Here is a 22,604-nt window from a genome sequence, read left to right as displayed (position 1 = left end):
GGGTGAGGGGCAAAAAGGCAACTTCGCATCCTAACAAAGGCCTTGAAACGCCGTGGCCGGCGGGTCGCGGGCCCTGCCCCACTGGACGGCGGCACCACTTGCGCCTACGCTCCCGCTCAGCACAAGGAGGGACTGACCATGGCCCATCGATTCGTGGCGCTGCGCGCAGACGGCAAACCCTCGTACCTGTACGAGAGCAACCGCAAGACCAAGGCCCGGCAAGTCCTCTGGGGCGACTACCTCAACATCCGCCAGGAACTGGGCGACGGCTGGCTGGAGGTGGACTGGGCGCCACGCTCGCCCACCGCCCGCCGCACGCTCTACATCCCCGAACAGGACGTGGTGACCCAGCGCCCGCTGGAGATCATCTTTGTCGACGTCGGCCAGGGCGACGGCGCCGTCGTCGTTTCGCCCGAACGCGGCGCGCACGAACGCATCATGGTGATCGACGCGGGCGAGGCCGGCAACATGAACGCCTTTCTCAAAGCGCGCTTCCAGACCTATGCCGGCTTCAACTTCCACGCCGCCGTGCTCACCCACCCCGACCAGGACCACTACCAGGGCTTCCTGCAGCTGTTCCAGAACCCGCAGGTCGGCTTCAAGACCGTCTACCACAACGGCCTGGTGGAGCGCCCCGTGCCCGGCACCTGGGACAAGATCGGCCAGCCCGTGGTCGACAGCGCCACCGGCCGCGCCTACATCCACGACCTGGCGGTGGACCGCCCAGCCATCGAGGCGGCGTTTGGCAGCGTCACCGACGACACACGCTACCTGTTCCCACGCGTCATGAAAGCCGCGCTGGACAACCCCAAGATCGGCGACATCCGCATGCTCTCCACCACCCACGCCCAGCAAGAGCAGGGCCTCGCGTGGATGCCCGGCTTCGGCCCCTCGGACCAGCGGGGCTACACCATCCAGGTGCTGGGCCCGGTGGTGGAGCCCGATGCGCAGCAGGCGCCGCGGCTGCGCCGCTTCAACTCGTACGGTGAAACCAAGAACGGGCACTCGGTGCTGCTCAAGCTCACGCTCGGCCGGTTCAGCGTGCTCTTCGGCGGCGACCTCAACCTGCCGGCCGAAAAGTTTCTGCTGACGCACTACGCCGGCCTGGACGCCTGGCCCCGCGAAGGCAGCGCGGCCTACCAGCAGATGATCGACACCGCGCGCGCCACCCTGAGCGCCGAGGTGATGAAGTCGTGCCACCACGGTTCAAGCCAGGTGACCGACGCCTTCCTGCAGGCGGTACACCCCGCGGCTTTCGTGATCTCTTCAGGCGACGCGGAAGGCCACGTGCACCCCCGGCCCGACCTGCTGGGCCGCCTGGGCGCCGCCGGCCGCGGCGCGGCGCCGGTGATCCTGTCCACCGAGCTGCAGCGCTCCACGCGCGCGCAGGAAAACCGCCAAACGGTGGACGCGCTGCTGGCCCGCGTGGACGCCCTGGGCGCCGGCATCACCCCGGCGCAACTGGAGCGCATCAAACAAGACATCCGCCAGCTGGGCAGCAGCAACGTGGAGGTGTACGGCGCGATCTACCTCAAGACCGACGGCGAGCGCCTGATGACCGCGTTCCGCATCGAAAGCGGCTCGGACACCAAGAAGTGGTTCTACTTTCTTTACGCCTTCAACGCGGCGGGGGAGCTGGAGTTGAGCTGAGCGAGAGGTCAATGCGAGCGGAGGAAGAAAGTCGAGGATCGGCTAGGGACGGACTTTTGATGCCCCATCCCTCTAGCTGCCGCATAAGACAAGTGCCTTTTTCACTGTGGGCAATGAAGAACAAGACCGACCAAGAACTACTGGCCGAGACCGAAAGTGAACTCGCAAGGTCGCACGAAAAGAGGAAGTACAACAGCAGCGACTTGAACAAGTGCCGAACCGACATCCGGGCCGCTTCTGAGCAAGTCCGCATGCCACGTGTGGTCATCGCGCCGTCCCAGCCGCCCTCCGACGCGGCTTGGATTGCCATCTCGGCCCGAGCATGCCTTAAAAAGCACAGGTCTTCCCCGGGTTTTATGAGAGCATTGAGGGCACAAAGCTCCGTGAAGAGCTCCCGCAGCTATCATGCGCACGCGTCAAGCCTCATCTGATTTATGCCAGTTTTAAGCAAACCAACAATCGCAGGGGCAAGCTTTGTCCTTGAATTTTTGCGCCCTGTAGAGCAAATGCGCTTCGAGCAGCGTCGCGCCGAGGAGGCGTTTGGCTCTTTCATCAAAGCTCAGTCTCGGCAGACAAATATCCCCGATAGCGCGGATCCTTCGATGCCTAGAATTGTGTTTACAACTGAGAAAAAGACCATCAGCCTTTCGAAAAACAGATGTCAGCTTGATTTAAAATTTCCCAACACCGAGCTTGGATTTTGGAAGCAACTGGATGCAATCGAAAGAAACATCCATGAATTTTATTCTTTAGTGACGACTAAATTCGCCTTGAGCGAACTAGGCTTGGTTGGCCTCGTGGCGAATATTCAATTTGCCTCCGAAAATTCTAATATTGATTTACAAAAATTAATATTTGAAAAATTCTACAAAATTAATGGAAATCTCCCTATTGCAAGCACACAGGTAATGATTGGGTTTGAATTTGAGAAATATTTCGTCAACTTTACCGCAAATGTCTACGAATCCCGGAGACTGGAGCTCTCTCAACAAGGGATTACACCCGGGAAACAAATAAGGTTTGAAGATATGCCTCTTTTAGGAAGAGGCTTGGGTTTTACCGTTGACATCAACAATCGCATTGAGGCAGCTTCACCGGGCTTTATCTTAAATGAAGATCCAAGCGAAATTTTTTCATCACTCAAAAGATTTTTGAACAACAATTTCCTCGAGATTTCCGGACTGGAGTTGCAATGATTATTCATGAACCCTTGACAACACTGAGTACTACCTCGCCGAATACGGTGTCATGGCTCAATTCTACCGCCAATGATTCGTCGCTGTTTGGACTCAGTGAATTTAATAGGGAGGATGTACTCTGTCGAATTCTCACAACAACCACAACTACAACGGTGGCGGGCATTTGGGATACAGCAACTTTCGCAGAGACTTTTCTCAAAACGCTTGAGCAAAGTGATCAAGCCATCTCTCGCCTAAAATCAATAACTAAATGGCAAAAACACCGACTTGACTATCAGGCGGTCTACAGTGCATATTTATTGGGCGCCATGAATGAAGAAGAGTTCATGAAGGAAGCCGACAATTATGCCACTGAGTACCAAGAAAAACCTATTTCTGCGGTGCTTGATGAAATAAAAGAAATTCAAATGTTGCTTGATTTTGAAATGTCCCCCAGCGATTTTTCAGATTATCTCGGGATAGAGCAACATGTGATTTCCAATGCTCTTTCGTTTAGCGAGAATGAATCGCTCACATCTGAAGTTGCATCGCAACTCCTTCATTCGCGCCAACATGGCTGAAGCAACCGGTATCGGTGCGTCGGTAGAGGGTGAAAAGGTCGACCTCCACACACGTCAATTTTTCCACTACCCACCTAAGCGTCGCCCTGGCACAAAGACTTCGCTGTATTTATTCAAACTGGGGATTCGTGGGACCGCCACGATTACAGAAGCATATGCAACTGCAGCAGAGACTTGCGAATATTCGAGCTCAATGCTTTGCGTCGGTGATTCCATAGCAGGGCAATCAATTACAGGCTGGGCAAAGAAACCATTAGGAAAGCCTAACGTAACAATGGGAAGCGGCACTCATAACGAAAGTCAATTGTCAATTTCCGGAGGATGCTTCGCAAGCGTAGAGATTAGCCCGCGAGAGCATTTGCAAAGCCCTGAAATTCAGAAGCGCAACCCACCAGTGGTGATGACCCTTCGGCAAACTTCCCCACCCAGTTAAGTCATCAAATGTGCCGTCTTGGGCTGGGGTAATTCGGAGAATACAGGACCTCAACAAAAGTGATCACACCGAGCGACGAAAGCAGGTGGTGAGCAATAAAGCGACTCAACTGTGAGCAGTTCGGCCTTTTGGAGCGAAACGCCTGTTATCGTTTCGGATGCCTGCGCGCGCCCTGACAGAGAAAGTTGAAGAGCGTGCTTGTGACCAAACGGCAGCGCGCTCGTTGAATGTCAGCATTTCGTAAATGCCAAAGACTGCATTGAGTCGGCATGGAGCCGTAGCGGCCGGAAAGTGTCGGCCAGCGACCAACGTTCTTGCCTAATATCCAATTTGAAGTCCAACGCCCCTCGGCCACATGGGGTACTACTGTCCAGACGACTCTTGTCCGAACTTGATCAGGTTGCCGTCCGGGTCGAAAACATAGATCTCGTCCATCCCCCAAGCGGTGCGAACCACATTCTGTAGCGAGGGCAGCTTTGGGCTGAGTTCCCGATGCACGGCCGCGACGTCGTCTACGCGGATGTAGCACGAGGTGTTCTCTGCGATGTGCTTGTCGTCGCAGGCCCAGAAGTGCAGCTCTGTATCACCGCGCACCGCGATGCCGTAGTTGAATTTCTCGAATTGCCGCGTCTGAAACCCCAGCACGGTCTTGTAGAAATCCAAAGTGCGCGCCATATCGAGAGACGCGAGCACCGGGATCGCCTTGCCAAAGTTTGCCTGCTTCATCGCGAAGTCCTATTTTCTGAATGATGCAAATTGTGCGGCAATGCACGGATCAAGCGTCTGTTTTCAATCGGGTACCCTCCGACCTTGTGCCTTCCTGTCGGCTCCGCCGCTAGGCTTGCCCACCATCAACCCCACAAACCCCCTTGAAGAAGACCGCCCGCCCGCGCCGGGTGGCCCTGGCTGACGTTGCCGTGGTGATGATGCTCACCTCGGCCATCGCCTCGCTGTGGTGGCCCGGCTAGGTGTGAAGCGTCAAGAGGTTGTTTCTTGAAGAACTGAGCCTGGAGATGGGTGGCAATCCGTCAATGGCGCTGTGAGGTCGATGGCAGTTGTAGTGATGTTCCCAGTGAGCCAAGGCAGCGGTGCGCTGAGCGGAGTTCTGATATGTCCAGCCATAAACCCACCCAGCCACACCCTCAGAAACCGCCCGCCCAGCCCATCAATCCCGATCCGGCGCGCCCAGCGGAAAAAGCGGTCGGAACGGCCGCGCTTCTTCCACCGCGCGGGCGAACGATGGGCGGGCCAGCAGGCGTGTGCGGTAGGCGCGCAGCACGGGGGTGGTTTCGGGGATCGGGTGCACCCAGTCCGCGTAGAACAGCGAGGGCGCGGCGGCGCAGTCGGCCAGGGTGAAGGCTTCACCCGCGGCCCAGGTCTTGCCGGCCAGATGCCCTTCGAGCCAGGCGTAGGCGCGCTCCAGCCGTTCGCTGGCAATGGCCCGCCCTTCTTCGACGGTCATCGGGTAGCGCTTGAGCGCGCAGTCCACGGCCAGTTGCATGGGGCTCATCACATACAGGTCGAAGAAGCGGTCGAGAAAGCGCACGTCCAGCGCGGCCATCGGGTCGGCGGGCAGCAGGCGCACCGGCCCGGGGTGGGCGAGCTGCAGGTATTCGATGGCGAGGCTGGTCTCCACGATCTGGCGTTCGCCGTCCAGCAGCAGCGGGAACCGGGCCATGGGCCAGCGCCGCAGCCACTCGGCGGCGTGTTCGGGCGTGTCGGGCCCGATGCAGCGGAATTCGAAGGGTGTGCCGTTTTCGTACAGCGCGATGAGCGCTTTTTGCGTGTACGAGGAAAAGGGGTGACCGTAGAGCGCGAGCGACATGGTGGGACCTCTCGATTGCCATCGCTGGGAGTCTGCCAGCGATGGCACTTTACCGGGCCTCCCGGCGCCCGGCCAGACCGGGCGCCGGGCGCCTGCGTGCGCGGGCCGTGGCGCCGCGGCTGACGGAGGGCGGCCCCGCGGCCTTATGCTTTCCTGATGGCCCCGCCGCTAGGCTTGCCCACCATGAACCCCACCAACCCCTTTGAAGAAGGCCACCCACCCGCGCCGCGCCGGGCGGCCCTGTGGCCCTGGCTGACCTGGCTGACGGGCTGGGCGCTCATGCTGGTGCTCGACCAGCACCTGGACCTGGCCAACCTGGCCATGGTGTTGATGCTCACCTCGGCCATCGCCTCGCTGTGGTGGCCCGGCTGGGCCAGTGCCTTGGCCAGCGCGCTGGCGGTGGTCGGCTTCAACTGGAGCTTCGTGCCACCGCGCTACACCTTCACGGTGGACCTGCACCAACACGCCCTGCTCTTGCTGGCGATGCTGGCGGTCAACTGGATCATCTCGGGCCTGGTGGTGCGCCAGCGGCACCTGGCCGAGGCCGCCAGCCTGGTGGCCCAGCGCGAGGCCCGGCTGCGCACCTGGGGCGACACGCTGCGCGACGCGGTGGACCCGGCCGCCCACGCCAGCGCGCTGCACGCGGCGCTGCAAGAGGCCGCGCGGGTGCCGGTGGCGGTGGCGGTGCTGCGCGGCCTGGGCGCCCAGCCGGAAGACCAGTCCACCTTGCAGGTGGGCGCGGTGACGGACGACCAGCGCGCCGGCCTGGCCTTGTGCATCCGCGACGGCCGGCCCATGGGCGCGGGCACCGGCCGCTACGACGAACTGAGCGACTGGTACCTGCCCCTGCGCGGGCGCGGCGTGACGCTGGGCGCGGCCGTGCTGGGCGGCATGGAGGCGCGCGGCGCCGGCCCCGAGCTGCGGCCCCACCTGCAGGCGCTGTGCGACCAGATGGGGGGCGCCCTGCACCGCTCGCTGATGGGCCAGCAGGAGCAGCGCGCTCGCGAACAGGCCCAGCTGCAGGCCACGCGCAACGCGTTGCTGGCCGCCATTTCGCACGACTACCGCACCCCGCTGGCCACCATCATGGGCGCCGCCTCGGCCCTGCACGACCAGGCCGAGCGGCTCGACCTGGAACAGCGCCGCCGGCTGGCGGGCGGCATCGTGGAAGAGGCCGAGCGCCTGAGCCGCCTGACCGACAACACCCTGCAGCTCGCGCGGCTGGACATGCCTTCGGTGCAGCTGCGCTGCGACTGGGAGTCGGCCGAGGAGATCGTGGGCGCGGTGCTGCGCCGCGCGCGCCGCCGCCCCGAGGGCGCGCGCGTGAAAGCCTGGATCGAGCCCGAGATGCCGCTGCTGTGGTGCGACGCGATGCTGGTGTCGCAGTTGCTGGACAACCTGCTGGACAACGCGCTCAAGTACAGCCCCGAAGGCTCGGCGGTGGAACTGCGGGTGCAGCGCCGCGAAGCCCAGGCCTGCCTGAGCGTGTGCGACCGCGGGCCGGGCATCGCGCCGGCCTGGCGCGAGCGGGTGTTCGAGGTGTTTCAGCGCGGCGACGAGGCCAGCCGCGCCGCCTCGGTGGAGGCCAGCCGCCAGGGCGCGGGCGTGGGGCTGGCGGTCTGCCGCGCCATTGCCCGGGCGCACGGCGGTGAACTGCGGCTGAGCCCGCGCCAGCACGGCGGCTGCCGCTTCGACTGCCTGCTGCCCCTGCGCGAGCTGCAAGACCCACCGCCCGGAGACGGAGACCACCCGACATGAGTGAGCGCATCCTGCTGGTGGAAGACGACCGCGAACTGCGCAGCATCCTGCGCGAAGCGCTCTCGGTGGAGGGCTACGCGGTGCAGGCCGCCGCCAGCCTGGCCGACGCGCGCGCCCTGCTCCAGCACGCCGAACGGGGCGCCGCGCCCGACCTGGTGCTGCTCGACCTGGGCCTGCCCGACGGCGACGGCGAGCCCTTCCTGAACGAGCTGCGGCGCCAGTCCACGGCGCCGGTGATCGTGATCTCGGCGCGCGAGGCCGAGGGCCAGAAAATCCGCCTGCTCGACGGCGGCGCCGACGACTACCTGGTGAAGCCCTTCGGCATCGGCGAGCTGCTGGCGCGCATGCGCGTGGCCCTGCGCCACCGCGGGCGCCACAGCCAGCCGGCGGTGTTGAGCTACCGTCAGGGCGGGCTGGACATCGACCTGGCGAGCCGGCGCGTGCGCCGCGACGGGCACGAGGTGCACCTCACGCCCACCGAATTCAAGCTGCTGGCGCGCCTGGTGCGCCAGGCCGGCCAGGTGGTCACGCACCGGCAGTTGCTGGCCGACGTGTGGGGCGCCGAACACACCGAGCAGACGCACTACCTGCGCCTGTACATGGGGCAGCTGCGTGCCAAGCTCGAAGACGACAGCGCCGAACCCAGGCACCTGCTGACCGAGCCCGGCGTGGGCTACCGCATGGCGGACACGCAGGCCGACGACTGACCCGAAACGCGCGGCACTTATGCGATCCTGATGCGCGCTGCGCCATCGTCCAGGCTTCTGAACCATGGAAGCCTTCATGACGACCTCCCCCGCCTCCCCCATCGACTCCCCGCAGCGGATCGACGAACCCGCCGAAACCAGCGGCCCCCGCGGTTCCGCCGCCACACGCAAACAAGGCCTGGCCGCGCTCACCCTGGGCGCCATCGGCGTGGTGTACGGCGACATCGGCACCAGCCCGCTCTACACCATCAAGGAAATCTTCGCGCCGCACACCGGCGTGCCACTGGACGCGCAGCACCTGATTGGCGCCGTCTCGGTGATCTTCTGGGCGCTGATGCTGGTGGTCACGCTCAAGTACGTGATCCTGATCCTGCGCGCCGACAACCACGGCGAAGGCGGTGGCCTGGCGCTCACCGCGCTGGCCGCCAAGGCCGTGCAGAGCCGCCCCGCCCTGCGCGGCGGCCTGTTGCTGCTGGGCATGTTTGGCGCCACGCTGTTCTATGGCGACAGCGTGATCACCCCGGCCATTTCGGTGCTGGGCGCCATGGAGGGGCTGGAGCTGGTCACGCCCGCGCTCAAGTCCTACGTGGTTCCCTTCACGCTGGCCATTCTGGTGGGCCTGTTCCTGATCCAGCGCCGGGGCACGGCCTTCGTGGGCCGGTTCTTCGGCCCCATCATCGTGCTGTGGTTCGTGGTGCTGGGTTTCACCGGCTTGCTGCAGATTGCGCAGCAGCCGGCCATCTTGACCGCGCTCAACCCGTTGCACGCTTATGAGTTCCTGGCCAGCCGCGGCTGGCACCTGTTCGCCGCCGTGGGCGCCATCGTGCTGGCCATCACCGGCGCCGAAGCGCTGTACGCCGACATGGGGCACTTCGGCCGGCGGCCGATCCAGCTGGCCTGGACTTTCGTGGTGTTCCCCAGCCTGATGCTGAACTACCTGGGCCAGGGCGCGCTGCTCATGAGCGACCCCACGGCCATCCAGAACCCGTTCTACCGCATGTTTCCCGAGGCCTGGGTGCTGCCCGCGCTGGTGCTGGCCACGCTGGCGGCCATCATCGCCTCGCAGGCCGTGATCTCGGGCGCCTACTCCATGACCAAGCAGGCCATCCTGCTGGGCTTTCTGCCGCGCATGACAGTGCGCTACACCTCGGCGCGCGAGGTCGGCCAGATCTACATGCCGGCGGTCAACTGGGTGCTGCTGGTCGGTGTGGTGGCCGTGGTGCTGTTCTTCGGCAGCTCGTCGGCGCTGGCCAGTGCCTACGGCATCGCCGTGACGCTGACCATGATGATCACCACCGTGCTCACCTTCTTCGTGGTGCGCGACGGCTGGCGCCTGCCCGCGCCGCTGGCCATCGGGGCCACCGCCTTCTTTCTGGCGGTTGACGCGCTGCTGGTGGCAGGTTGCGCCATCAAGTTCCTGGACGGCGGCTGGTTCCCGCTGGCGCTGGGCCTGCTGATCTTCGTGTTGATGAGCACCTGGCTGCGCGGCCGGGCCCTGCTCATGCAGAGCCTGCGGCGCGACGGCCTGGAGCTGCAGCCCTTCATCGAGGGGCTGGACCCACGCTCGGTCCACCGCGCCGAGCGCACCGCGGTCTACGCCGTGGCCGACCCGAGCACCGTGCCGCAGGCCCTGCTGCACAACCTCAAGCACAACCAGGTGCTGCACGAGCGCAACGTGATCCTGACGGTGGTGTTCCACGACGTGCCCTGGGTGCCGATGGAACGCCGGCTGGACATCGAGCCGCTGGGCCACGGTTTCTGGCGCATCACGGTCAATTTCGGCTTCATGAACACGCCCGACGTGCCCAAGGCGCTGGAACTCGCCCAGGCCCAGGGCCTGCCGATCCCGCTGTTCGAGACCACCTATTTCCTCAGCCGGGAAACGGTGGTGCCCACACCCGGCGCGGGCATGGCCGGCTGGCGCGAACACCTGTTCGCCACCATGAGCCAGAACGCCGGCGGGGTGGCCGGCTTCTTCCGCCTGCCGGGCAATGCCGTGGTGGAGCTGGGCACGCGGGTGCAGATCTGACGCCCACCGAGACAGGCCCGGCGGCGCCTGTCTCCACTGCGCCGCAGCGGACAGCGCCGCAGCGCGAAGCCCCGCACAATCCCCCCGGTGCAAACCCGCCACTTCGCCCAACTCGTCGCCCTGTCCGCCCTCTGGGGCGCTTCCTTCCTGTTCCTGCGCATCGCCAGCCCGCTGCTGGGGCCGCTGGTGCTCGCGGGCGGGCGCGTGGGGCTTGCGACGCTCACGCTGGCGCTGATCATGCGGTGGCGCAACCAGCACTGGCCCTGGCAGCACGCGCGCGAACTGCTGCTGCTCGGCGTGCTGTCGGTGGCGGTGCCCTTTCTGCTCTACGCCTGGGCGGCGCTGCGCCTGCCAGCCGGCTACAGCGCCCTGCTCAACACCACCGCCGTGCTGTTCGGCACGCTGGCCTCGGCCTGGTTCAAGGAAGACACGCTCACCGCGCGCAAGCTGCTGGGCTGCCTGTGTGGTTTCGCGGGCGTGGCGCTGATCGTGCGGCTCGGGCCGGTGCGGCCCGACGCGGCGACCCTGGCCGCGGCGCTGGCCTGCATCACGGCAGCGGCCTGCTATGGCTTCTCCACGCCGCTCATGAAACGCGCCACCACGCGCATGCAGCCGCTGGCGATCGCTGCGGGCATCCACCTGGCTTCGCTGGTGCTGGTGTTGCCCGGCGCGCTGTGGGCGCTGCCGCAGGCGCGGTTCACGCCCACGGCGCTGGGCGCGATGCTGGTGCTGGGTGTGATCACCTCGGGCCTGGCGTATTGGGTGCACCTGCGCATCATCCGCCACGTGTCGCCGGTGGCGGCCATGAGCCCGGCCTTCCTGATCCCGGTGTTCGGCGTCACCTGGGGCCACCTGTTCCTGGGCGAAGCGGTCTCGCCCGGCATCTTCGCGGGCGGTGCGCTGGTGCTGCTGGCGACCGCGTTGGTGACGGGGTTCAACCCGTTGCGCGGCAAGGTCGTGCCCGCGCCGGAGACACCTGCGCCCTGAGCAGGTGTTCCGATCGCCAGGGGGCCGCCGTGGCCACCGACGGTGTGATGGGTTGCGGGTCAGGGGTCGGGCGGCGACGATGTCGAGGCGGTGGTTCTCCGCCTCCTTGCGCGCTAGCGCCGCGAACGGAGCGTGTCGTAGGCCTCGTTCACGCGCTTGAATGCGTTTTCAGCGAGCTTGTGCACCAGCGGCGGCACATGGCCGAGGCGGTCTGGGTGGTATTGCTGCAGCATCGTGCGCCGGGCGCGCTCCACGGCGTCCCAGGGGCTGTTCTCGTCCAGGCCCAGCACGGCCCAGGGCGATGTTTCGGCCTCGCTGCCCGGCTCCGCCGCCTCGTCGCCATCGTCGCTGGCGCTCTCGGCCTGTGGCGCCTCGATGCGTTGCACCAGGCACACCGAAGCCTGCCAGTGCACCGCGTACTCGGTCTGACAGGTCGGGCAGCTCACTTCGCCAGGGGCGTCCAGCAGGGGGATGCGCAGGCGCTTGTGGCAACACACGCAGCGCAGGATGGGCGGTTGCGGTGCAGTGGCCTGCGGCGTGGCGCTGGCGGCGGCCTGTCCGCCGAGCGTGGCCCGCAGGCGCTCGGTCTTCGACAACGGTCGGCACCCCAGCTCCATGCGCACCGCCTCGCACACCGACGGGTTGACGCCGTGCGTCTGGTGCAGCGCGGCCAGCTCGTCCACGCTCAGAGATTGCAGGGGTCGCATGCGGTTGGGCGGGGGCAGCAGCACCAGCTCGGCCGGCTCGGTGTCGAGCAACTGGCGCGCATGCCAGATGTCCTCCCCCGTCAGCGGCATCGACGCCAGGGCCTCGGTAGGATCGGCCAGCCCCGCCAGCATCTCGATGGTCAAGGGCGGCAGGTCCAGAAACGAGGAACAGGCCTGCGCCACGTCGTCGTCCAGCGATTCGATGGGCCGAAAGCCGATGCGCAACTGGCTCAGGCTCCAGTAGCTCACGCCCATGGTGGTGGCCAGTTCGCCCAGCGACAGGTCCTGCTCCGCCGCGGCCTGCATCAGGGCCGCGATCAGCAGGCCACCGGGGCGCTTGAAGCCGTCCGGGTCGAGCCGCCCGCTCCATCGTTCGGGTGGCGACTCGACGGGCCGTTTTGAGAATGCCGACGCAAAAGCGTGAGCGGTGGCTGAGGGCATGGCATGGGGCCGTCCGGGCAGGACAGCGGGGCAAAGACAAGGGCGGATCGTAAGGGCAAACCCGTATAAACCACGGCAACTCCCTGGTTTTTGAGCCCATCACCGGCTTTGCACGCGCGCCATCCGCAGCCGTTGACCCTATACTGGAAAAATGAACGAACCAGTACATTCTCGCGGGCAAACCGTTCGTGCGAAGCCGCTCGCGGCCAAGGCGCCCACGCGCACCAACGACCCCGAACGCACCATGGCCAACATCCTCGAGGTGGCGATGAATGAGTTCGCCGAGAAGGGTCTGGCGGGCGCGCGGATCGACGAAATCGCCGACGAGACGCACACCTCCAAGCGCATGATCTACTACTACTTCCAGAGCAAGGAAGGTCTGTACCTGGCCGCCCTGGAAGAGGCTTACCGCCGGGTCCGGGCGACCGAGGCCGAACTGAACCTCGACGACCTGGAGCCCGAGGCCGCGCTGCGCCGGCTGGTTGAATTCACTTTCGACCACCACGCGGGCAACGAGCCCTACATCCGCATGGTGGTCTCTGAAAACATCAACCGCGGCCAGTTCCTGGCCCAGAGCAAAAGTATCCAGGCGCTCAACCTCAAGGCCATCTCGGCGATCGAAAAGCTCTACGCGCGCGGCGTCGAACAAGGCATCTTCCGCGCCGGCCTGGACCCGATCGACATCCACGCCTCGATCTCGGCGCTGTCGTTCTTCAACGTCTCCAACCGCCACACCTTCGGCCTGATCTTCAAGCGGGACTTCGCCTCGCCCACCGTGGCCACGCTGCGCCGCGCCTCGATCGTCGACATGGTGGTCCGCTTCGTCAAAAACTGAGCCCCCTGCGCGGCCTCCAGATTAGGGTTTCCACCGATCACTAAAAACTAACCAGTTCGTACATTATTGATTCCAACGATTCAGGAGACAGTTCCTTGGTCCAGAAATACATCAACGGCTATTGCCGCCTGCTGGGCGCTCTCATGGTGCTTTCGCTCGCCGCGATGGTGCTCATGGTGTTCGGCAACGTCGTCATGCGCTACGGCTTCAACTCCGGCATCACCCTCTCCGAAGAACTCTCGCGCTGGCTGTTCGTGTGGATGACCTTCATGGGCGCTGTGGTCGCGCTCAACGAACGCGCCCACCTGGGCACCGATTCGCTGATCTCGCGCCTGCCGGTGGCCGGCCAGAAGGCCTGCCTCGGCCTGTCGCTGCTGCTGATGCTGTTCATCTGCTGGCTGATCTTCCAGGGCTCGCTGGAGCAGACCAAGATCAACTGGGGCTCGACCAGTGCCGTGATGGAAACCTCCATGGGCTACTTCTACGCCAGCGGCGTGGTGTTCGCGGTGCTGGGAGCCCCCGTGCTGCTGCTCAACCTGTGGCGCCTGCTCAGCGGCCAGATGGCCGAGAGCGAGCTGATCGGCATCCGCGAATCGGACGACATGCCGCACGGCGACCCCCACCCCTGACCCGAGCCCCCAGAGAACTCCCATGACCATTGCCATCTTCCTGGGCTCGCTCATCGCCGCGATGATGATCGGCGTGCCCATCTCTTTCTCGCTGCTGCTGTGCGGCGCCGCCCTGATGTGGCACCTGAACATGTTCGACGCGCAGATCCTGGCGCAGAACCTGATCGAAGGCTCCAACAGCTTCCCGCTGCTGGCCGTGCCCTTCTTCATGCTGGCCGGCGAGATCATGAACGCTGGCGGCCTGTCCAAGCGCATCGTGGCCTTCGCCATGTCCCTGGTCGGCCATGTGCGCGGCGGCCTGGGTTACGTGGCCATCATGGCCGCCGTCATCATGGCCTCGCTCTCGGGTTCGGCCGTGGCCGACGCCGCCGCCCTGGCCGCCCTGCTGCTGCCCATGATGCACACCGCCGGTCACGACAAGGCGCGCTCGGCCGGCCTGCTGTCCGCCGCCTCCATCATCGCCCCCATCATCCCGCCCTCGATCGGCTTCGTGATCTTCGGCGTCGCCGCCAACGTGTCCATCTCCAAGCTGTTCATGGCGGGCATCGTGCCCGGCATGCTGCTGGGCGTGGCGCTGTGCTTCACCTGGTGGTGGGTGGCGCGCAAGGAGAACGTGACGCCGCCGGCCCGCAAGACCCGCGCCGAAGTGATGCACGCGCTGCGCGACGCGGTCTGGGCCCTGGGCCTGCCGATCATCGTGGTGGTGGGCCTGAAGTTCGGCGTGTTCACGCCGACCGAGGCCGCCGTGGTCGCCGCCGTCTACGCGCTGTTCATCTCGCTGGTGATCTACCGCGAACTCAGGCTCTCGCAGCTCTACGGCCTGTTCCTGGCCGCCGCCAAGACCACCTCGGTGATCATGTTCCTGGTGGCCGGCGCCATGGTCTCGGCCTGGCTGATCACCGTGGCCCAGCTGCCAATGCAACTGGTGGCGCTGCTGCAGCCGCTGCTGGACAGCCCGACCCTGCTGATGTTCGCGATCATGGTGCTGGTGATCATCGTCGGCACCGCGATGGACATGACACCCACCATCCTGATCCTCACCCCGGTGCTGATGCCCATCGTCAAGGCCGCGGGCATCGACCCGGTGTATTTCGGCGTGCTGTTCGTGATGAACAACGCCATCGGCCTGATCACGCCCCCGGTGGGCACGGTGCTCAACACCGTGGCCGGCGTCGGCAAGGTGAGCATGGACGAGGTGACCCGAGGCGTGTGGCCGTTCATGATCGCCCAGTTCGCCCTCATGTTCCTGATGGTGCTGTTCCCGCAGATCGTGCTGGTGCCGCTGGGCTGGTTCTACGGCTGAGTCCACATCCGATTTCCACACCCTTGCCCGGAACGGGCACGCCACGGCAAGGGCTTTCTTCCACCGCGTCCCAAACCGAAGAGCTGGAGACATCCCATGAAACGACTGTTCATCAAGACCCTGGTGGCCACGGCAGCGCTGGCTGCCGTCGGCATCGCCGCCGCCCAGGACAAGGTCATCAAGTTCGCCAACCAGAACGCCGCGGGCCACCCCATCGTCCAGGGCATGGAGAAATTCGCCGAGATCGTGGCGGCCAAGTCGGGCGGCAAGATCAAGGTCAACGTGTTCCCCAGCGGCCAGCTGGGCAGCGACCAAGCCAACGTCTCGGCCCTGCAGGGCGGCACGCTGGAGATGGCGTCGATGAACTCGGGCATCTTCGCCAGCCAGGTCAAGGACTTCGCGGTGTTCGACCTGCCCTTCATGTTCGCCAACGGCAAGGAAGCCGACGCGGTCGTCGACGGCCCCTTCGGCAAGAAGCTGCACGCCAAGCTGGAAGAGAAGGGCCTGGTCGGCCTGGGCTACTACGAGCTGGGCTTTCGCAACATCACCAACAGCAAGCGCGCCATCACCAAGGTGGAGGACATCGCCGGCCTGAAGCTGCGCGTGATCCCCAACCCGATCAACGTGGACTGGGTCAAGGCCCTGGACGCCAACCCCACGCCCCTGCCCTTCCCCGAGCTGTACGCCGCGCTGGAGCAGAAAGCCGTGGACGGCCAGGAGAACCCGGTCGCCACGATCTGGGGCGCCAAGCTGCACGAAGTGCAGAAGTTCATGACCCTGACCAACCACCAGTACAACCCGCAGTCGGTGGTGATCAGCAAGAAGTTCTGGGACACGCTGTCGGCCGACGAGAAGAAGATCGTGGGTGAGGCCGTGCTGGAGTCCGCCAAGTTCCAGCGCAGCCAGGCCCGCGCGTCGGTCGCCAGCACGCTGGACAACCTGAAGAAAGCGGGCATGACCGTCTCCGAGCTGCCCGCCGCCGAGCAGGCCAAGCTGGTCGAGAAGATGAAACCGGTGATCACCAAACACGCCGCCAGCGTGGGCGAGGCAACGGTCAACGAACTGCTGGCCGAACTGGCCAAGGCACGGAAGTAAGCCCAACCCCGCGCCGCGCCCTCGGGCGCGTCACCCCATCAAGGGGCATCACGTGTGGCCCGGCAAAGCCGGTTCCACCGTGATTGCTGGAGGAGACACTTCGTGTGGTCGAATCTTCTTGTTGCCAACCTTGAAATGCCATGAAAAAAATCCTCATCCTCAACGGCCCCAACCTCAACCTGCTGGGCACGCGCGAGCCCGCGCAGTACGGCCACACCACGCTGGCCGATGTGGAGGCCTTCTGCAAGGCCCACGGCACCCAGATCGGCTACGAGGTCGAGTGCTTCCAGAGCAACTGGGAGGGCGCGCTGCTGGACAAGATCCACGAGTACGGCCGGCTCTACAAAGAGGGCAAGGCCCTGGGCGTGGTGATCAACCCCGGTGCGCTGACCCACACCTCCGTTGCGCTGCACGACGCCATCAAGGGCGTGGAGCCGCTGCCCGTGATCGAGTGCCACATCTCCAACGTGCACGCCCGCGAGGCGTTCCGACACCACTCCTGGGTGTCGCCCGCGGCGGCCGGCATCGTGGTCGGTTTCGGGGTGGACGGCTACCTGATCGCCATGGACGGCCTGGTGCGCAAGTTCGTCAACTCGGCGGCCACCCGAAGGCCCTGACCCCCTTCATTCCCCCACCCCACCGCCCGCGCGGCGGGGGTGACTCTCGTCCTCACCATGATCAACGGCCACACCGAACTCATCGCCCACATCGGCTACCCGACCCACACCTTCAAGTCGCCGATGATCTACAACCCGTACTTCGAGCACGCGGGCGTGAACGCCGTGGTCGTGCCCATGGGCTGCCGGTCGGCGGACTACCCGGCGTTCCTGAAGTCGGTGTTCACGCTCACCAACATCCGCGGCGCGCTCATCACCATGCCGCACAAGGTGGTGACGGTGGGCCTGCTCGACGAAGTCACGCCCAACGTGACCGTGGCCGGCGCCTGCAACGCGGTCAAACGCCTGGAAGACGGCCGCCTGCTGGGCGACATGTTCGACGGCGCGGGCTTCGTGCGCGGCGTGGTGCGCAAGGGCCTGGCGCTGGCCGGCGCTCGTGTGCTGGTGGTGGGCAGTGGTGGCGTGGGCTGCGCCATCGCCGCCTCGCTGGCGGGCGCGGGCATCGGCGCCATCACCCTGTTCGACGTGAACACCGCCTCGGCCGAAGCCCTGGGCCAGCGCCTCAAGGCCGCCTACCCGGCCATCGACGTGACCACCGGCCACAACGACCCGGCCGGCTTCGATCTGGTGGTCAACGCCACGCCCATGGGCATGAAAGAAGGCGACCCGCTGCCGCTGGACGTGTCGCGCCTGGACGCGCGCACCTTCGTGGGCGAGGTGGTTATGAAAACCGAGATGACCGCCTTTCTCACCGCGGCCCAGGCGCGCGGCTGCCGCGTGCAGGTCGGGACCGACATGCTGTTCGAACAGATCCCCGCCTACCTGGAATTCTTCGGCCTGCCCACCGCCAGCGCCGATCTGCTGCGCTCGTTGGCGCGCCTGAGCTACTGAACGCGTTCGGGAAACTCGCAGCGCTCGTCGAGCACGCGCGCGGCCATGCGCGGCAGCAACCCGGCGATGAAAACCTCGCCGACCCAGCGCCGCACGGCCGGATCGGTCAGGCTGTCGCCGCCGTGCAGCGTGAGGCTGCTGAACGCGGCGATGCCCACGTCCAGCGCCAGGCTGGCCGGCATGGGCGAGGCGGCGGCCGGGCCTTCGGGCAGGCCCGTGGTTTCGAGCTGCACCGCGCTCAGGAAACGCTCGAAGTAGCCCACCGTGCCCTGGCGCCAGACCTCGGCAAGGTAGAAATTCCAGTCGCCCTGGTCTTCGGTCACGAAGCCCCAGGCGAACTCGTGCACCTGCTCGGGTGGCTGCTCGAACACACCGATCTGCCGCACGTCTTCGCGCGCACCGTACTCGGCGAACATCGGCCCCGGCCCGCTGGCCTGCGCGGCCACGAAGCGCTGCACCTCTTGCGGGTCGGGCACGAACAGCGGCTCGGGCTCCGTCCAGGGCCGCTGCACACGGGAAAGCAGGCGTTCGGTGGCGGCGCCGCTCTTCTGGGCCTGGATGCACCGGTCCATGAAGGCACTGCGGCCTTCCTTGGTCGAGATCAGGTTCACGATCTCGTCAAAGGCCGCGTCGTCCGCCAGGGGACCGTCTTCGCGCATGCGCAGCACGATGTCGAGCATGGCGTTGCGGGTGATGTGTTCGATGGTGTAGGCCATGTCCCCGCCTTCGAAGTCGGCCATCGACTGCTTGATCCAGGCCATGGTTTCCAGGTGCGTGAGGCCCTGCGGCGCCCGGGGCATGTCGTTGAACAATGCCCGCAGCACCCGCACCGTGTCCAAATCGCTCGCCATGTGTTCTCCGTTGATGAAATAAACGCCACGTGCGCCCCTGCGAAACACACCCGAGGCGACGGCCACGTGCAAGCATAGTGCGGATCGGGGACCGCTCCCAGCCGCAGAATTCACGGACAAGCCCTCTTTGCGCGAGACCCCGCACCGGCCCCGGGCGCCGGCGATATGCTCAAGCACACCCCCACCACCCACTTCACAGGAGAACCCGCCCATGACCCTCGCGCCGCCCTCACCCGCGCTCCGAGGTGGCCTGCTCGCGCTGCTGGCGGCGGCGCTGTTCGGGCTGAGCACCCCGCTGGTGCAACGCTTCGGCGCCGGCATGGGTCCGTTCACCACCGCGGCGCTGCTCTACGCCGGCGCGGCGCTGGTGGCGGGGCTGCTGCGCCGGCCGGCGGCGCGGGAGGCGCAGCTCCAGCGCGGCGACTGGCCCCGGCTGCTGGCCATGGCGGGCATGGGCGCCGTGATCGGGCCCGTGGCCCTGGCCTGGGGCCTGCAGCGCACCAGCGGCTCCAGCGCGTCCCTGATGCTCACGCTGGAAGCCGTGTTCACGGCCATCCTGGCCTGGCGCTGGTACGGCGAAACGCTGGACCGGCGGGTGGCGGCCGCGGTGGCGCTGCTGCTGGCGGGCGGGGTGGCCCTGGTGTTCGAACAGGGGCTGATCGGCCAGGTCCAGCTGCTGGGCCTGCTGGCCGTGACGGCCGCCACGGTGGCCTGGGGCGTTGACAACACGCTCTCGCGCGGGGTGGCCGAGCGCGACCCCGGCCAGGTGGTCCTCGTCAAGGCGGTGCTGGGCAGCGTGGCCACGGCGATCATTGCCATGCTCTGGGGCGAGCCCCGGCCCGGCGGGCTCGCGGCCGCGGCCCTGCTGGCCGTGGGCGCCACCGGCTACGGCCTGAGCCTGCGCTTTTACCTGCTGGCCCAGCGCGCGTTCGGCGCGGCCCGCACCGGTTCGGTCTTTGCGTTTGCGCCCTTCATCGGGGCCCTGGGCGCGTTTGCGCTGGGCGACCGCTCCGCTTCGTGGCTGATGGCGCTGGGTGGTTTCCTGATGGTCTGCGGCGTGGTCCTGCACCTGGCCGAGCGCCACGAACACGGGCACGAGCACGGCGAGCTGGAACACGAACACGCCCACACCCACGACGATGGGCACCACACCCACCGCCACGAGGTGATGCCCGACGGCCCCCACAGCCACTGGCACCACCACAGCCCGATGGGCCACGCGCATCCGCATGTGCCGGATGCACACCATTTACACAGGCATTAACTCCCCCCCCCCCGCAGCGCTTCGCGCTACCCCCTAGGGGGCTGAGGGCCGCGGCTCCGAGCCTGCCTGCGCAGGCTTGGACGGCCCGAAGAAGCCTCGCCTCTGGCGAGGCTGCGGCCTGCAAGGCACACCAGCCGTCCGGCAAAGCCGGCCCGGCGGTGTCCTTGGCTGGGCCGCTTCGTGCGTTGCGGGTCGTGCTCCGCCTGGGGTGCTTCCCCTGCTACTGTGGCGTTACCAGGGCACGCTGGCGAACCGCGCCACCAGGAAGTCCAGCAGGGCCCGCACCGCGGGCGACAGGTGTTTTCGTGAGGGGTACAGCGCGTGGATGGCCATGTCGGGCGGCTGCCAGTCCGGCAGCACCGCCCGCAGGCGCCCGTCGGCCAGGTAGGGGTTGGCCAGGTAGGTCGGCTGCAGGGCCACGCCGCCGCCCGCCAGGGCCGCCTGAAGCAGGGCGGTGGCCTCGTTGGCGCTGAGCTGGCTGCGCACGCCGACCTGGCAGCGTTCTTCGCCCCGTCGGAGGGTCCAGGTGCTCTTGCCGAAATTGGCAAAACTCAGGCAGCGGTGGGTTTCCAGATCGGCCGGCGCCTGGGGCACGCCGTGCTCGGCCAGGTACGCGGGAGACGCCACCAGCACCGAGGCGCAAGGCGCCAGCACCCGGCCGATCAGCGTGGGGTCGGGCTCCGCGCTGATGCGGATGGCCAGGTCGATGCGCGCCTCCACCAGGTTGAGCGCGCCCTCGCTGGCGTTCAGGTCGATCTTGAGCGCTGGGTGCAGTTTCAGGAAATCGGCCAGCGCGGCCGCCATCTGCGCGTGAGCGAGGGAAACGCTGCAGGTCACGCGCAGTTGCCCACGCAGCGCCGTGTCGTGGCGGCTGGTTTCCTGCTCCACGTCGTCCATCAGCGCCAGCATCTGCTGGCTGCGGCGCAGGCAGTTCTCGCCCGCGTCGGTGAGCGTGACGCTGCGCGTGGTGCGCTGCAGCAGGCGCGCGCCCAGCCAATGTTCCAGCGTGCCCACGTAGCGCGTGACCATGGCGCGCGACATCTCCAGCTGGTCGGCCGTAGCGCTGAAGCTGCCGCTCTCGGCCACCGCCACGAACACGCGCATGGCGGTCAATCGGTCCACGATTCGATCTGTTTTTGAAACATATATGGCCGAATTATGCGGTTTATCTGTTCGGATATTGAAACTACAGTGCATCCCAGCGCTGAAAAGTGCATCCCTCAATCACATTCAACAGGAGCCTTCCATGATCCGCACCACCGTCGTCGCCGCCTCGCTGGCCATCGCCTTCACCAGCGCCCAGGCCGCCCAGCCGCTGACCGTCAAGGTCTACAACGCCGCCGGCAACAGCTTCAACGTCAACTCGACCCTGGTCTACGGGGAAAAAGAAGCCATGGTGATCGACGCCGGTTTCACCCGCGCCGACGCGCTGCGCATCGCCGCCAACGTGCTCGACAGCGGCAAACAACTTACGACCATCTACGTGAGCCAGGCCGACCCGGACTACTACTTCGGCGTCGAAACGCTGAAGGAAATCTTCCCCCAGGCCGACGTGGTGAGCACGCCCGCCGTGCTGGAAAAACTGAACGCCAAGATGGCCGGCAAAGTGGCGTTCTGGGGTCCCAAGATGGGCGCCAACGCACCGCGCAAACCCGTGGCGCCGCGCGCACTCGCCGGCAACAGCCTGACGTTGGAAGGCCAGACCATCGAAATCCGTGGCACCCAGGGCCTGCTGGCCCACCGCCCCTACGCCTGGATCCCGTCGATCAAGGCCGTGGTGGGCACCATCGGCGTCTTCGGCCACATGCACGTGTGGACAGCCGACACGCAAAGCGCCGCCGAGCGCGCCGCCTGGGTGGCCCAGCTGGACGAAATGGCCGCGCTCAAGCCCGAGCTGGTGGTGCCCGGCCACATGAAAGCCGGCACCGCCGTGGACGCCAGCACCATCACCTTCACCAAGGACTACCTGCAGACCTTCGAGAAGAACCTGGCCGCGAGCAAGAGCAGCGCCGAGCTGATCGACGCCATGAAGAAGTCCTACCCGCAGGTGACCGACGGCGCCCTGTCGCTGGACATCGGCGCCAAGGTCAACAAGGGCGAGATGAAGTGGTAAGGAGATAAAGTCATGAGCACCGCCATCACCTACCTGTTCGATCCCCTGTGCGGCTGGTGCTATGGCGCTTCGCCCGTGGTTCAGAAGCTGGGGCAACACAGCGCCATCACGCTGGCGCTGGCGCCCACGGGCCTCTTTGCAGGCAACGGGCGCGCCATGGACGCGGACTTTGCCGCCTACGCCTGGTCGAACGACCTGCGCATCGCCAAGCTCACCGGCCAGCGTTTCACCGAGGCCTACCGCCAGAAGGTGCTGGGCCGCCACGGCAGCCCCTTCGACTCGGCCGCGACGACGCTGGCACTCACGGCCGTGGCGCTGACCGAGCCCTCACGCGAGCTGGCAACGCTGAAGGTTTTGCAGGAGGCCCGCTACGTGCAGGGCCTGGACACCTGCGATGCGACCGTGGTGGGCCAACTGCTGCGCGACCAGGGCCTGGCCGATGCGGCCCACCGCCTGGCGGCGGCCGACGCCGAGCTGCTGGCCGCCAACGCGGCGCGCATGCGCCAGGCGCAGGGGCTGATGCAGAGCTTTGGCGTGCAGGGCGTGCCCGCCCTGGTGGTCACGGACGACAACGGTCGCCGGCTGTTGCGCGGCAATGCCCTGTACGGCGACCTTGAGCAACTGCTGAGCGATATTGCGGACGCTTGAGCGTCGCGGTAAAAGGGGGCCGTGCCATGGAACGGTTTCAGGCACGGCCAACCAGAAGGAGC

At 65.9% G+C, this 22,604-nt stretch carries 21 protein-coding genes and 1 pseudogene; 16 read left to right on the top strand and 6 right to left on the bottom strand.

Annotation, left to right across the window (positions count from 1 at the left end):
• Nucleotides 1-138: 138 nt before the first annotated feature.
• From KIH07_RS13145 to KIH07_RS13135, 3 genes are all read left to right on the top strand, one after another.
• Entirely contained in the window at nt 139-1,650 is a 1,512-nt protein-coding gene (locus KIH07_RS13145; protein ID WP_226492398.1) for a ComEC/Rec2 family competence protein, read from the top strand.
• A 434-nt stretch (nt 1,651-2,084) separates the two neighbouring features.
• Complete coding sequence (locus tag KIH07_RS13140; RefSeq protein WP_226492397.1) at nt 2,085-2,846, top strand: hypothetical protein; 762 nt, start codon at nt 2,085-2,087, stop codon at nt 2,844-2,846.
• A complete protein-coding gene (locus tag KIH07_RS13135; protein ID WP_226492396.1) occupies nt 2,843-3,409 on the top strand; it encodes a hypothetical protein in 567 nt (188 codons plus the stop codon). Before KIH07_RS13140 ends, KIH07_RS13135 begins: the two co-directional genes overlap by 4 nt.
• 796 nt (nt 3,410-4,205) lie before the next feature.
• On the opposite strand, the gene KIH07_RS13130 is transcribed toward KIH07_RS13135, so the two are convergent.
• The 3 genes and pseudogenes from KIH07_RS13130 to KIH07_RS13120 all read right to left on the bottom strand — a co-directional run bounded on the left by KIH07_RS13130 (nt 4,206) and on the right by KIH07_RS13120 (nt 5,667).
• Nucleotides 4,206-4,568, bottom strand: a complete 363-nt coding sequence (locus KIH07_RS13130) for a bleomycin resistance protein (protein WP_226492395.1) — start codon at nt 4,566-4,568, stop codon at nt 4,206-4,208.
• A 238-nt stretch (nt 4,569-4,806) separates the two neighbouring features.
• Nucleotides 4,807-4,971, bottom strand: a pseudogene (locus KIH07_RS13125) (integrase core domain-containing protein); the annotation flags it as partial.
• Between the two features lie 36 nt (nt 4,972-5,007).
• Nucleotides 5,008-5,667 (bottom strand): glutathione S-transferase family protein, encoded by a 660-nt coding sequence (locus KIH07_RS13120; protein WP_226492394.1) that lies wholly within the window; start codon nt 5,665-5,667, stop codon nt 5,008-5,010.
• A gap of 183 nt (nt 5,668-5,850) precedes the next feature.
• On the opposite strand from KIH07_RS13120, the gene KIH07_RS13115 reads away from it, so the two are divergent.
• From KIH07_RS13115 to KIH07_RS13100, 4 genes are all read left to right on the top strand, one after another.
• A complete protein-coding gene (locus KIH07_RS13115; RefSeq protein WP_226492393.1) occupies nt 5,851-7,425 on the top strand; it encodes a sensor histidine kinase in 1,575 nt (524 codons plus the stop codon).
• Nucleotides 7,422-8,132 (top strand): response regulator, encoded by a 711-nt coding sequence (locus tag KIH07_RS13110; protein ID WP_226492392.1) that lies wholly within the window; start codon nt 7,422-7,424, stop codon nt 8,130-8,132. Before KIH07_RS13115 ends, KIH07_RS13110 begins: the two co-directional genes overlap by 4 nt.
• A gap of 76 nt (nt 8,133-8,208) precedes the next feature.
• The gene (locus tag KIH07_RS13105; protein WP_226492391.1) at nt 8,209-10,161 is read left to right on the top strand and encodes a potassium transporter Kup; all 1,953 of its coding nucleotides are present in this window, start codon (nt 8,209-8,211) and stop codon (nt 10,159-10,161) included.
• An 87-nt stretch (nt 10,162-10,248) separates the two neighbouring features.
• The gene (locus tag KIH07_RS13100) at nt 10,249-11,148 is read left to right on the top strand and encodes a DMT family transporter (protein WP_226492390.1); all 900 of its coding nucleotides are present in this window, start codon (nt 10,249-10,251) and stop codon (nt 11,146-11,148) included.
• 113 nt (nt 11,149-11,261) lie between these two features.
• On the opposite strand, the gene KIH07_RS13095 is transcribed toward KIH07_RS13100, so the two are convergent.
• On the bottom strand, nt 11,262-12,296 hold the full coding sequence (locus KIH07_RS13095; protein WP_226492389.1) for a J domain-containing protein: 1,035 nt from the start codon (nt 12,294-12,296) through the stop codon (nt 11,262-11,264).
• A 151-nt stretch (nt 12,297-12,447) separates the two neighbouring features.
• Here KIH07_RS13095 and KIH07_RS13090 point away from each other — a divergent pair, with 151 nt between their 5' ends.
• From KIH07_RS13090 to KIH07_RS13065, 6 genes are all read left to right on the top strand, one after another.
• Entirely contained in the window at nt 12,448-13,131 is a 684-nt protein-coding gene (locus KIH07_RS13090; protein WP_226492388.1) for a TetR/AcrR family transcriptional regulator, read from the top strand.
• Between the two features lie 95 nt (nt 13,132-13,226).
• Nucleotides 13,227-13,760, top strand: a complete 534-nt coding sequence (locus tag KIH07_RS13085) for a TRAP transporter small permease (RefSeq protein WP_226492387.1) — start codon at nt 13,227-13,229, stop codon at nt 13,758-13,760.
• A 22-nt stretch (nt 13,761-13,782) separates the two neighbouring features.
• Nucleotides 13,783-15,063 (top strand): TRAP transporter large permease subunit, encoded by a 1,281-nt coding sequence (locus KIH07_RS13080; RefSeq protein WP_226492386.1) that lies wholly within the window; start codon nt 13,783-13,785, stop codon nt 15,061-15,063.
• 96 nt (nt 15,064-15,159) lie between these two features.
• Entirely contained in the window at nt 15,160-16,158 is a 999-nt protein-coding gene (locus tag KIH07_RS13075) for a TRAP transporter substrate-binding protein (RefSeq protein ID WP_226492385.1), read from the top strand.
• 140 nt (nt 16,159-16,298) lie between these two features.
• Nucleotides 16,299-16,775, top strand: a complete 477-nt coding sequence (aroQ, locus tag KIH07_RS13070; protein WP_226492384.1) for a type II 3-dehydroquinate dehydratase — start codon at nt 16,299-16,301, stop codon at nt 16,773-16,775.
• A 57-nt stretch (nt 16,776-16,832) separates the two neighbouring features.
• Nucleotides 16,833-17,666 (top strand): shikimate dehydrogenase family protein, encoded by an 834-nt coding sequence (locus KIH07_RS13065; RefSeq protein WP_226494701.1) that lies wholly within the window; start codon nt 16,833-16,835, stop codon nt 17,664-17,666.
• Here the strand turns inward: KIH07_RS13065 and KIH07_RS13060 are convergent.
• Entirely contained in the window at nt 17,660-18,517 is an 858-nt protein-coding gene (locus KIH07_RS13060) for a hypothetical protein (RefSeq protein WP_226492383.1), read from the bottom strand. The two genes, KIH07_RS13065 and KIH07_RS13060, sit on opposite strands and share 7 nt — an antisense overlap.
• Nucleotides 18,518-18,728: 211 nt before the next feature.
• Between KIH07_RS13060 and KIH07_RS13055 the strand changes: the two genes are divergently transcribed.
• Nucleotides 18,729-19,781 (top strand): DMT family transporter, encoded by a 1,053-nt coding sequence (locus KIH07_RS13055; protein WP_226492382.1) that lies wholly within the window; start codon nt 18,729-18,731, stop codon nt 19,779-19,781.
• 231 nt (nt 19,782-20,012) lie between these two features.
• Here KIH07_RS13055 and KIH07_RS13050 read toward each other — a convergent pair whose 3' ends face one another.
• Nucleotides 20,013-20,903 carry a LysR family transcriptional regulator gene (locus tag KIH07_RS13050; RefSeq protein ID WP_226492381.1) on the bottom strand — a complete coding sequence of 297 codons (891 nt, stop codon included), beginning with the start codon at nt 20,901-20,903 and terminating at the stop codon, nt 20,013-20,015.
• Nucleotides 20,904-21,027: 124 nt separating this feature from the next.
• Between KIH07_RS13050 and KIH07_RS13045 the strand changes: the two genes are divergently transcribed.
• On the top strand, nt 21,028-21,894 hold the full coding sequence (locus tag KIH07_RS13045; RefSeq protein ID WP_226492380.1) for an MBL fold metallo-hydrolase: 867 nt from the start codon (nt 21,028-21,030) through the stop codon (nt 21,892-21,894).
• A gap of 12 nt (nt 21,895-21,906) precedes the next feature.
• Nucleotides 21,907-22,542 (top strand): DsbA family protein, encoded by a 636-nt coding sequence (locus KIH07_RS13040; protein WP_226492379.1) that lies wholly within the window; start codon nt 21,907-21,909, stop codon nt 22,540-22,542.
• Nucleotides 22,543-22,604 lie beyond the last annotated feature (62 nt).

This window comes from Hydrogenophaga taeniospiralis (assembly GCF_020510445.1).
Lineage (GTDB): Bacteria > Pseudomonadota > Gammaproteobacteria > Burkholderiales > Burkholderiaceae_C > Hydrogenophaga.
Note: the sequence above shows the minus strand (reverse complement) of the source record. Positions and strands in the feature narration are given on the sequence as shown.

What these genes read in the sequence shown, in the direction of transcription:
- KIH07_RS13145 (WP_226492398.1), top strand. Translation starts at nt 139, where the DNA reads ATGGCCCATCGATTCGTGGCGCTGCGCGCAGACGGCAAACCCTCGTAC.
- KIH07_RS13140 (WP_226492397.1), top strand. Translation starts at nt 2,085, where the DNA reads ATGCCAGTTTTAAGCAAACCAACAATCGCAGGGGCAAGCTTTGTCCTT.
- KIH07_RS13135 (WP_226492396.1), top strand. Translation starts at nt 2,843, where the DNA reads ATGATTATTCATGAACCCTTGACAACACTGAGTACTACCTCGCCGAAT.
- KIH07_RS13130 (WP_226492395.1), bottom strand. Translation starts at nt 4,568, where the DNA reads ATGAAGCAGGCAAACTTTGGCAAGGCGATCCCGGTGCTCGCGTCTCTC.
- KIH07_RS13120 (WP_226492394.1), bottom strand. Translation starts at nt 5,667, where the DNA reads ATGTCGCTCGCGCTCTACGGTCACCCCTTTTCCTCGTACACGCAAAAA.
- KIH07_RS13115 (WP_226492393.1), top strand. Translation starts at nt 5,851, where the DNA reads ATGAACCCCACCAACCCCTTTGAAGAAGGCCACCCACCCGCGCCGCGC.
- KIH07_RS13110 (WP_226492392.1), top strand. Translation starts at nt 7,422, where the DNA reads ATGAGTGAGCGCATCCTGCTGGTGGAAGACGACCGCGAACTGCGCAGC.
- KIH07_RS13105 (WP_226492391.1), top strand. Translation starts at nt 8,209, where the DNA reads ATGACGACCTCCCCCGCCTCCCCCATCGACTCCCCGCAGCGGATCGAC.
- KIH07_RS13095 (WP_226492389.1), bottom strand. Translation starts at nt 12,296, where the DNA reads ATGCCCTCAGCCACCGCTCACGCTTTTGCGTCGGCATTCTCAAAACGG.
- KIH07_RS13090 (WP_226492388.1), top strand. Translation starts at nt 12,448, where the DNA reads ATGAACGAACCAGTACATTCTCGCGGGCAAACCGTTCGTGCGAAGCCG.
- KIH07_RS13080 (WP_226492386.1), top strand. Translation starts at nt 13,783, where the DNA reads ATGACCATTGCCATCTTCCTGGGCTCGCTCATCGCCGCGATGATGATC.
- KIH07_RS13075 (WP_226492385.1), top strand. Translation starts at nt 15,160, where the DNA reads ATGAAACGACTGTTCATCAAGACCCTGGTGGCCACGGCAGCGCTGGCT.
- aroQ (WP_226492384.1), top strand. Translation starts at nt 16,299, where the DNA reads ATGAAAAAAATCCTCATCCTCAACGGCCCCAACCTCAACCTGCTGGGC.
- KIH07_RS13065 (WP_226494701.1), top strand. Translation starts at nt 16,833, where the DNA reads ATGATCAACGGCCACACCGAACTCATCGCCCACATCGGCTACCCGACC.
- KIH07_RS13060 (WP_226492383.1), bottom strand. Translation starts at nt 18,517, where the DNA reads ATGGCGAGCGATTTGGACACGGTGCGGGTGCTGCGGGCATTGTTCAAC.
- KIH07_RS13055 (WP_226492382.1), top strand. Translation starts at nt 18,729, where the DNA reads ATGACCCTCGCGCCGCCCTCACCCGCGCTCCGAGGTGGCCTGCTCGCG.
- KIH07_RS13045 (WP_226492380.1), top strand. Translation starts at nt 21,028, where the DNA reads ATGATCCGCACCACCGTCGTCGCCGCCTCGCTGGCCATCGCCTTCACC.
- KIH07_RS13040 (WP_226492379.1), top strand. Translation starts at nt 21,907, where the DNA reads ATGAGCACCGCCATCACCTACCTGTTCGATCCCCTGTGCGGCTGGTGC.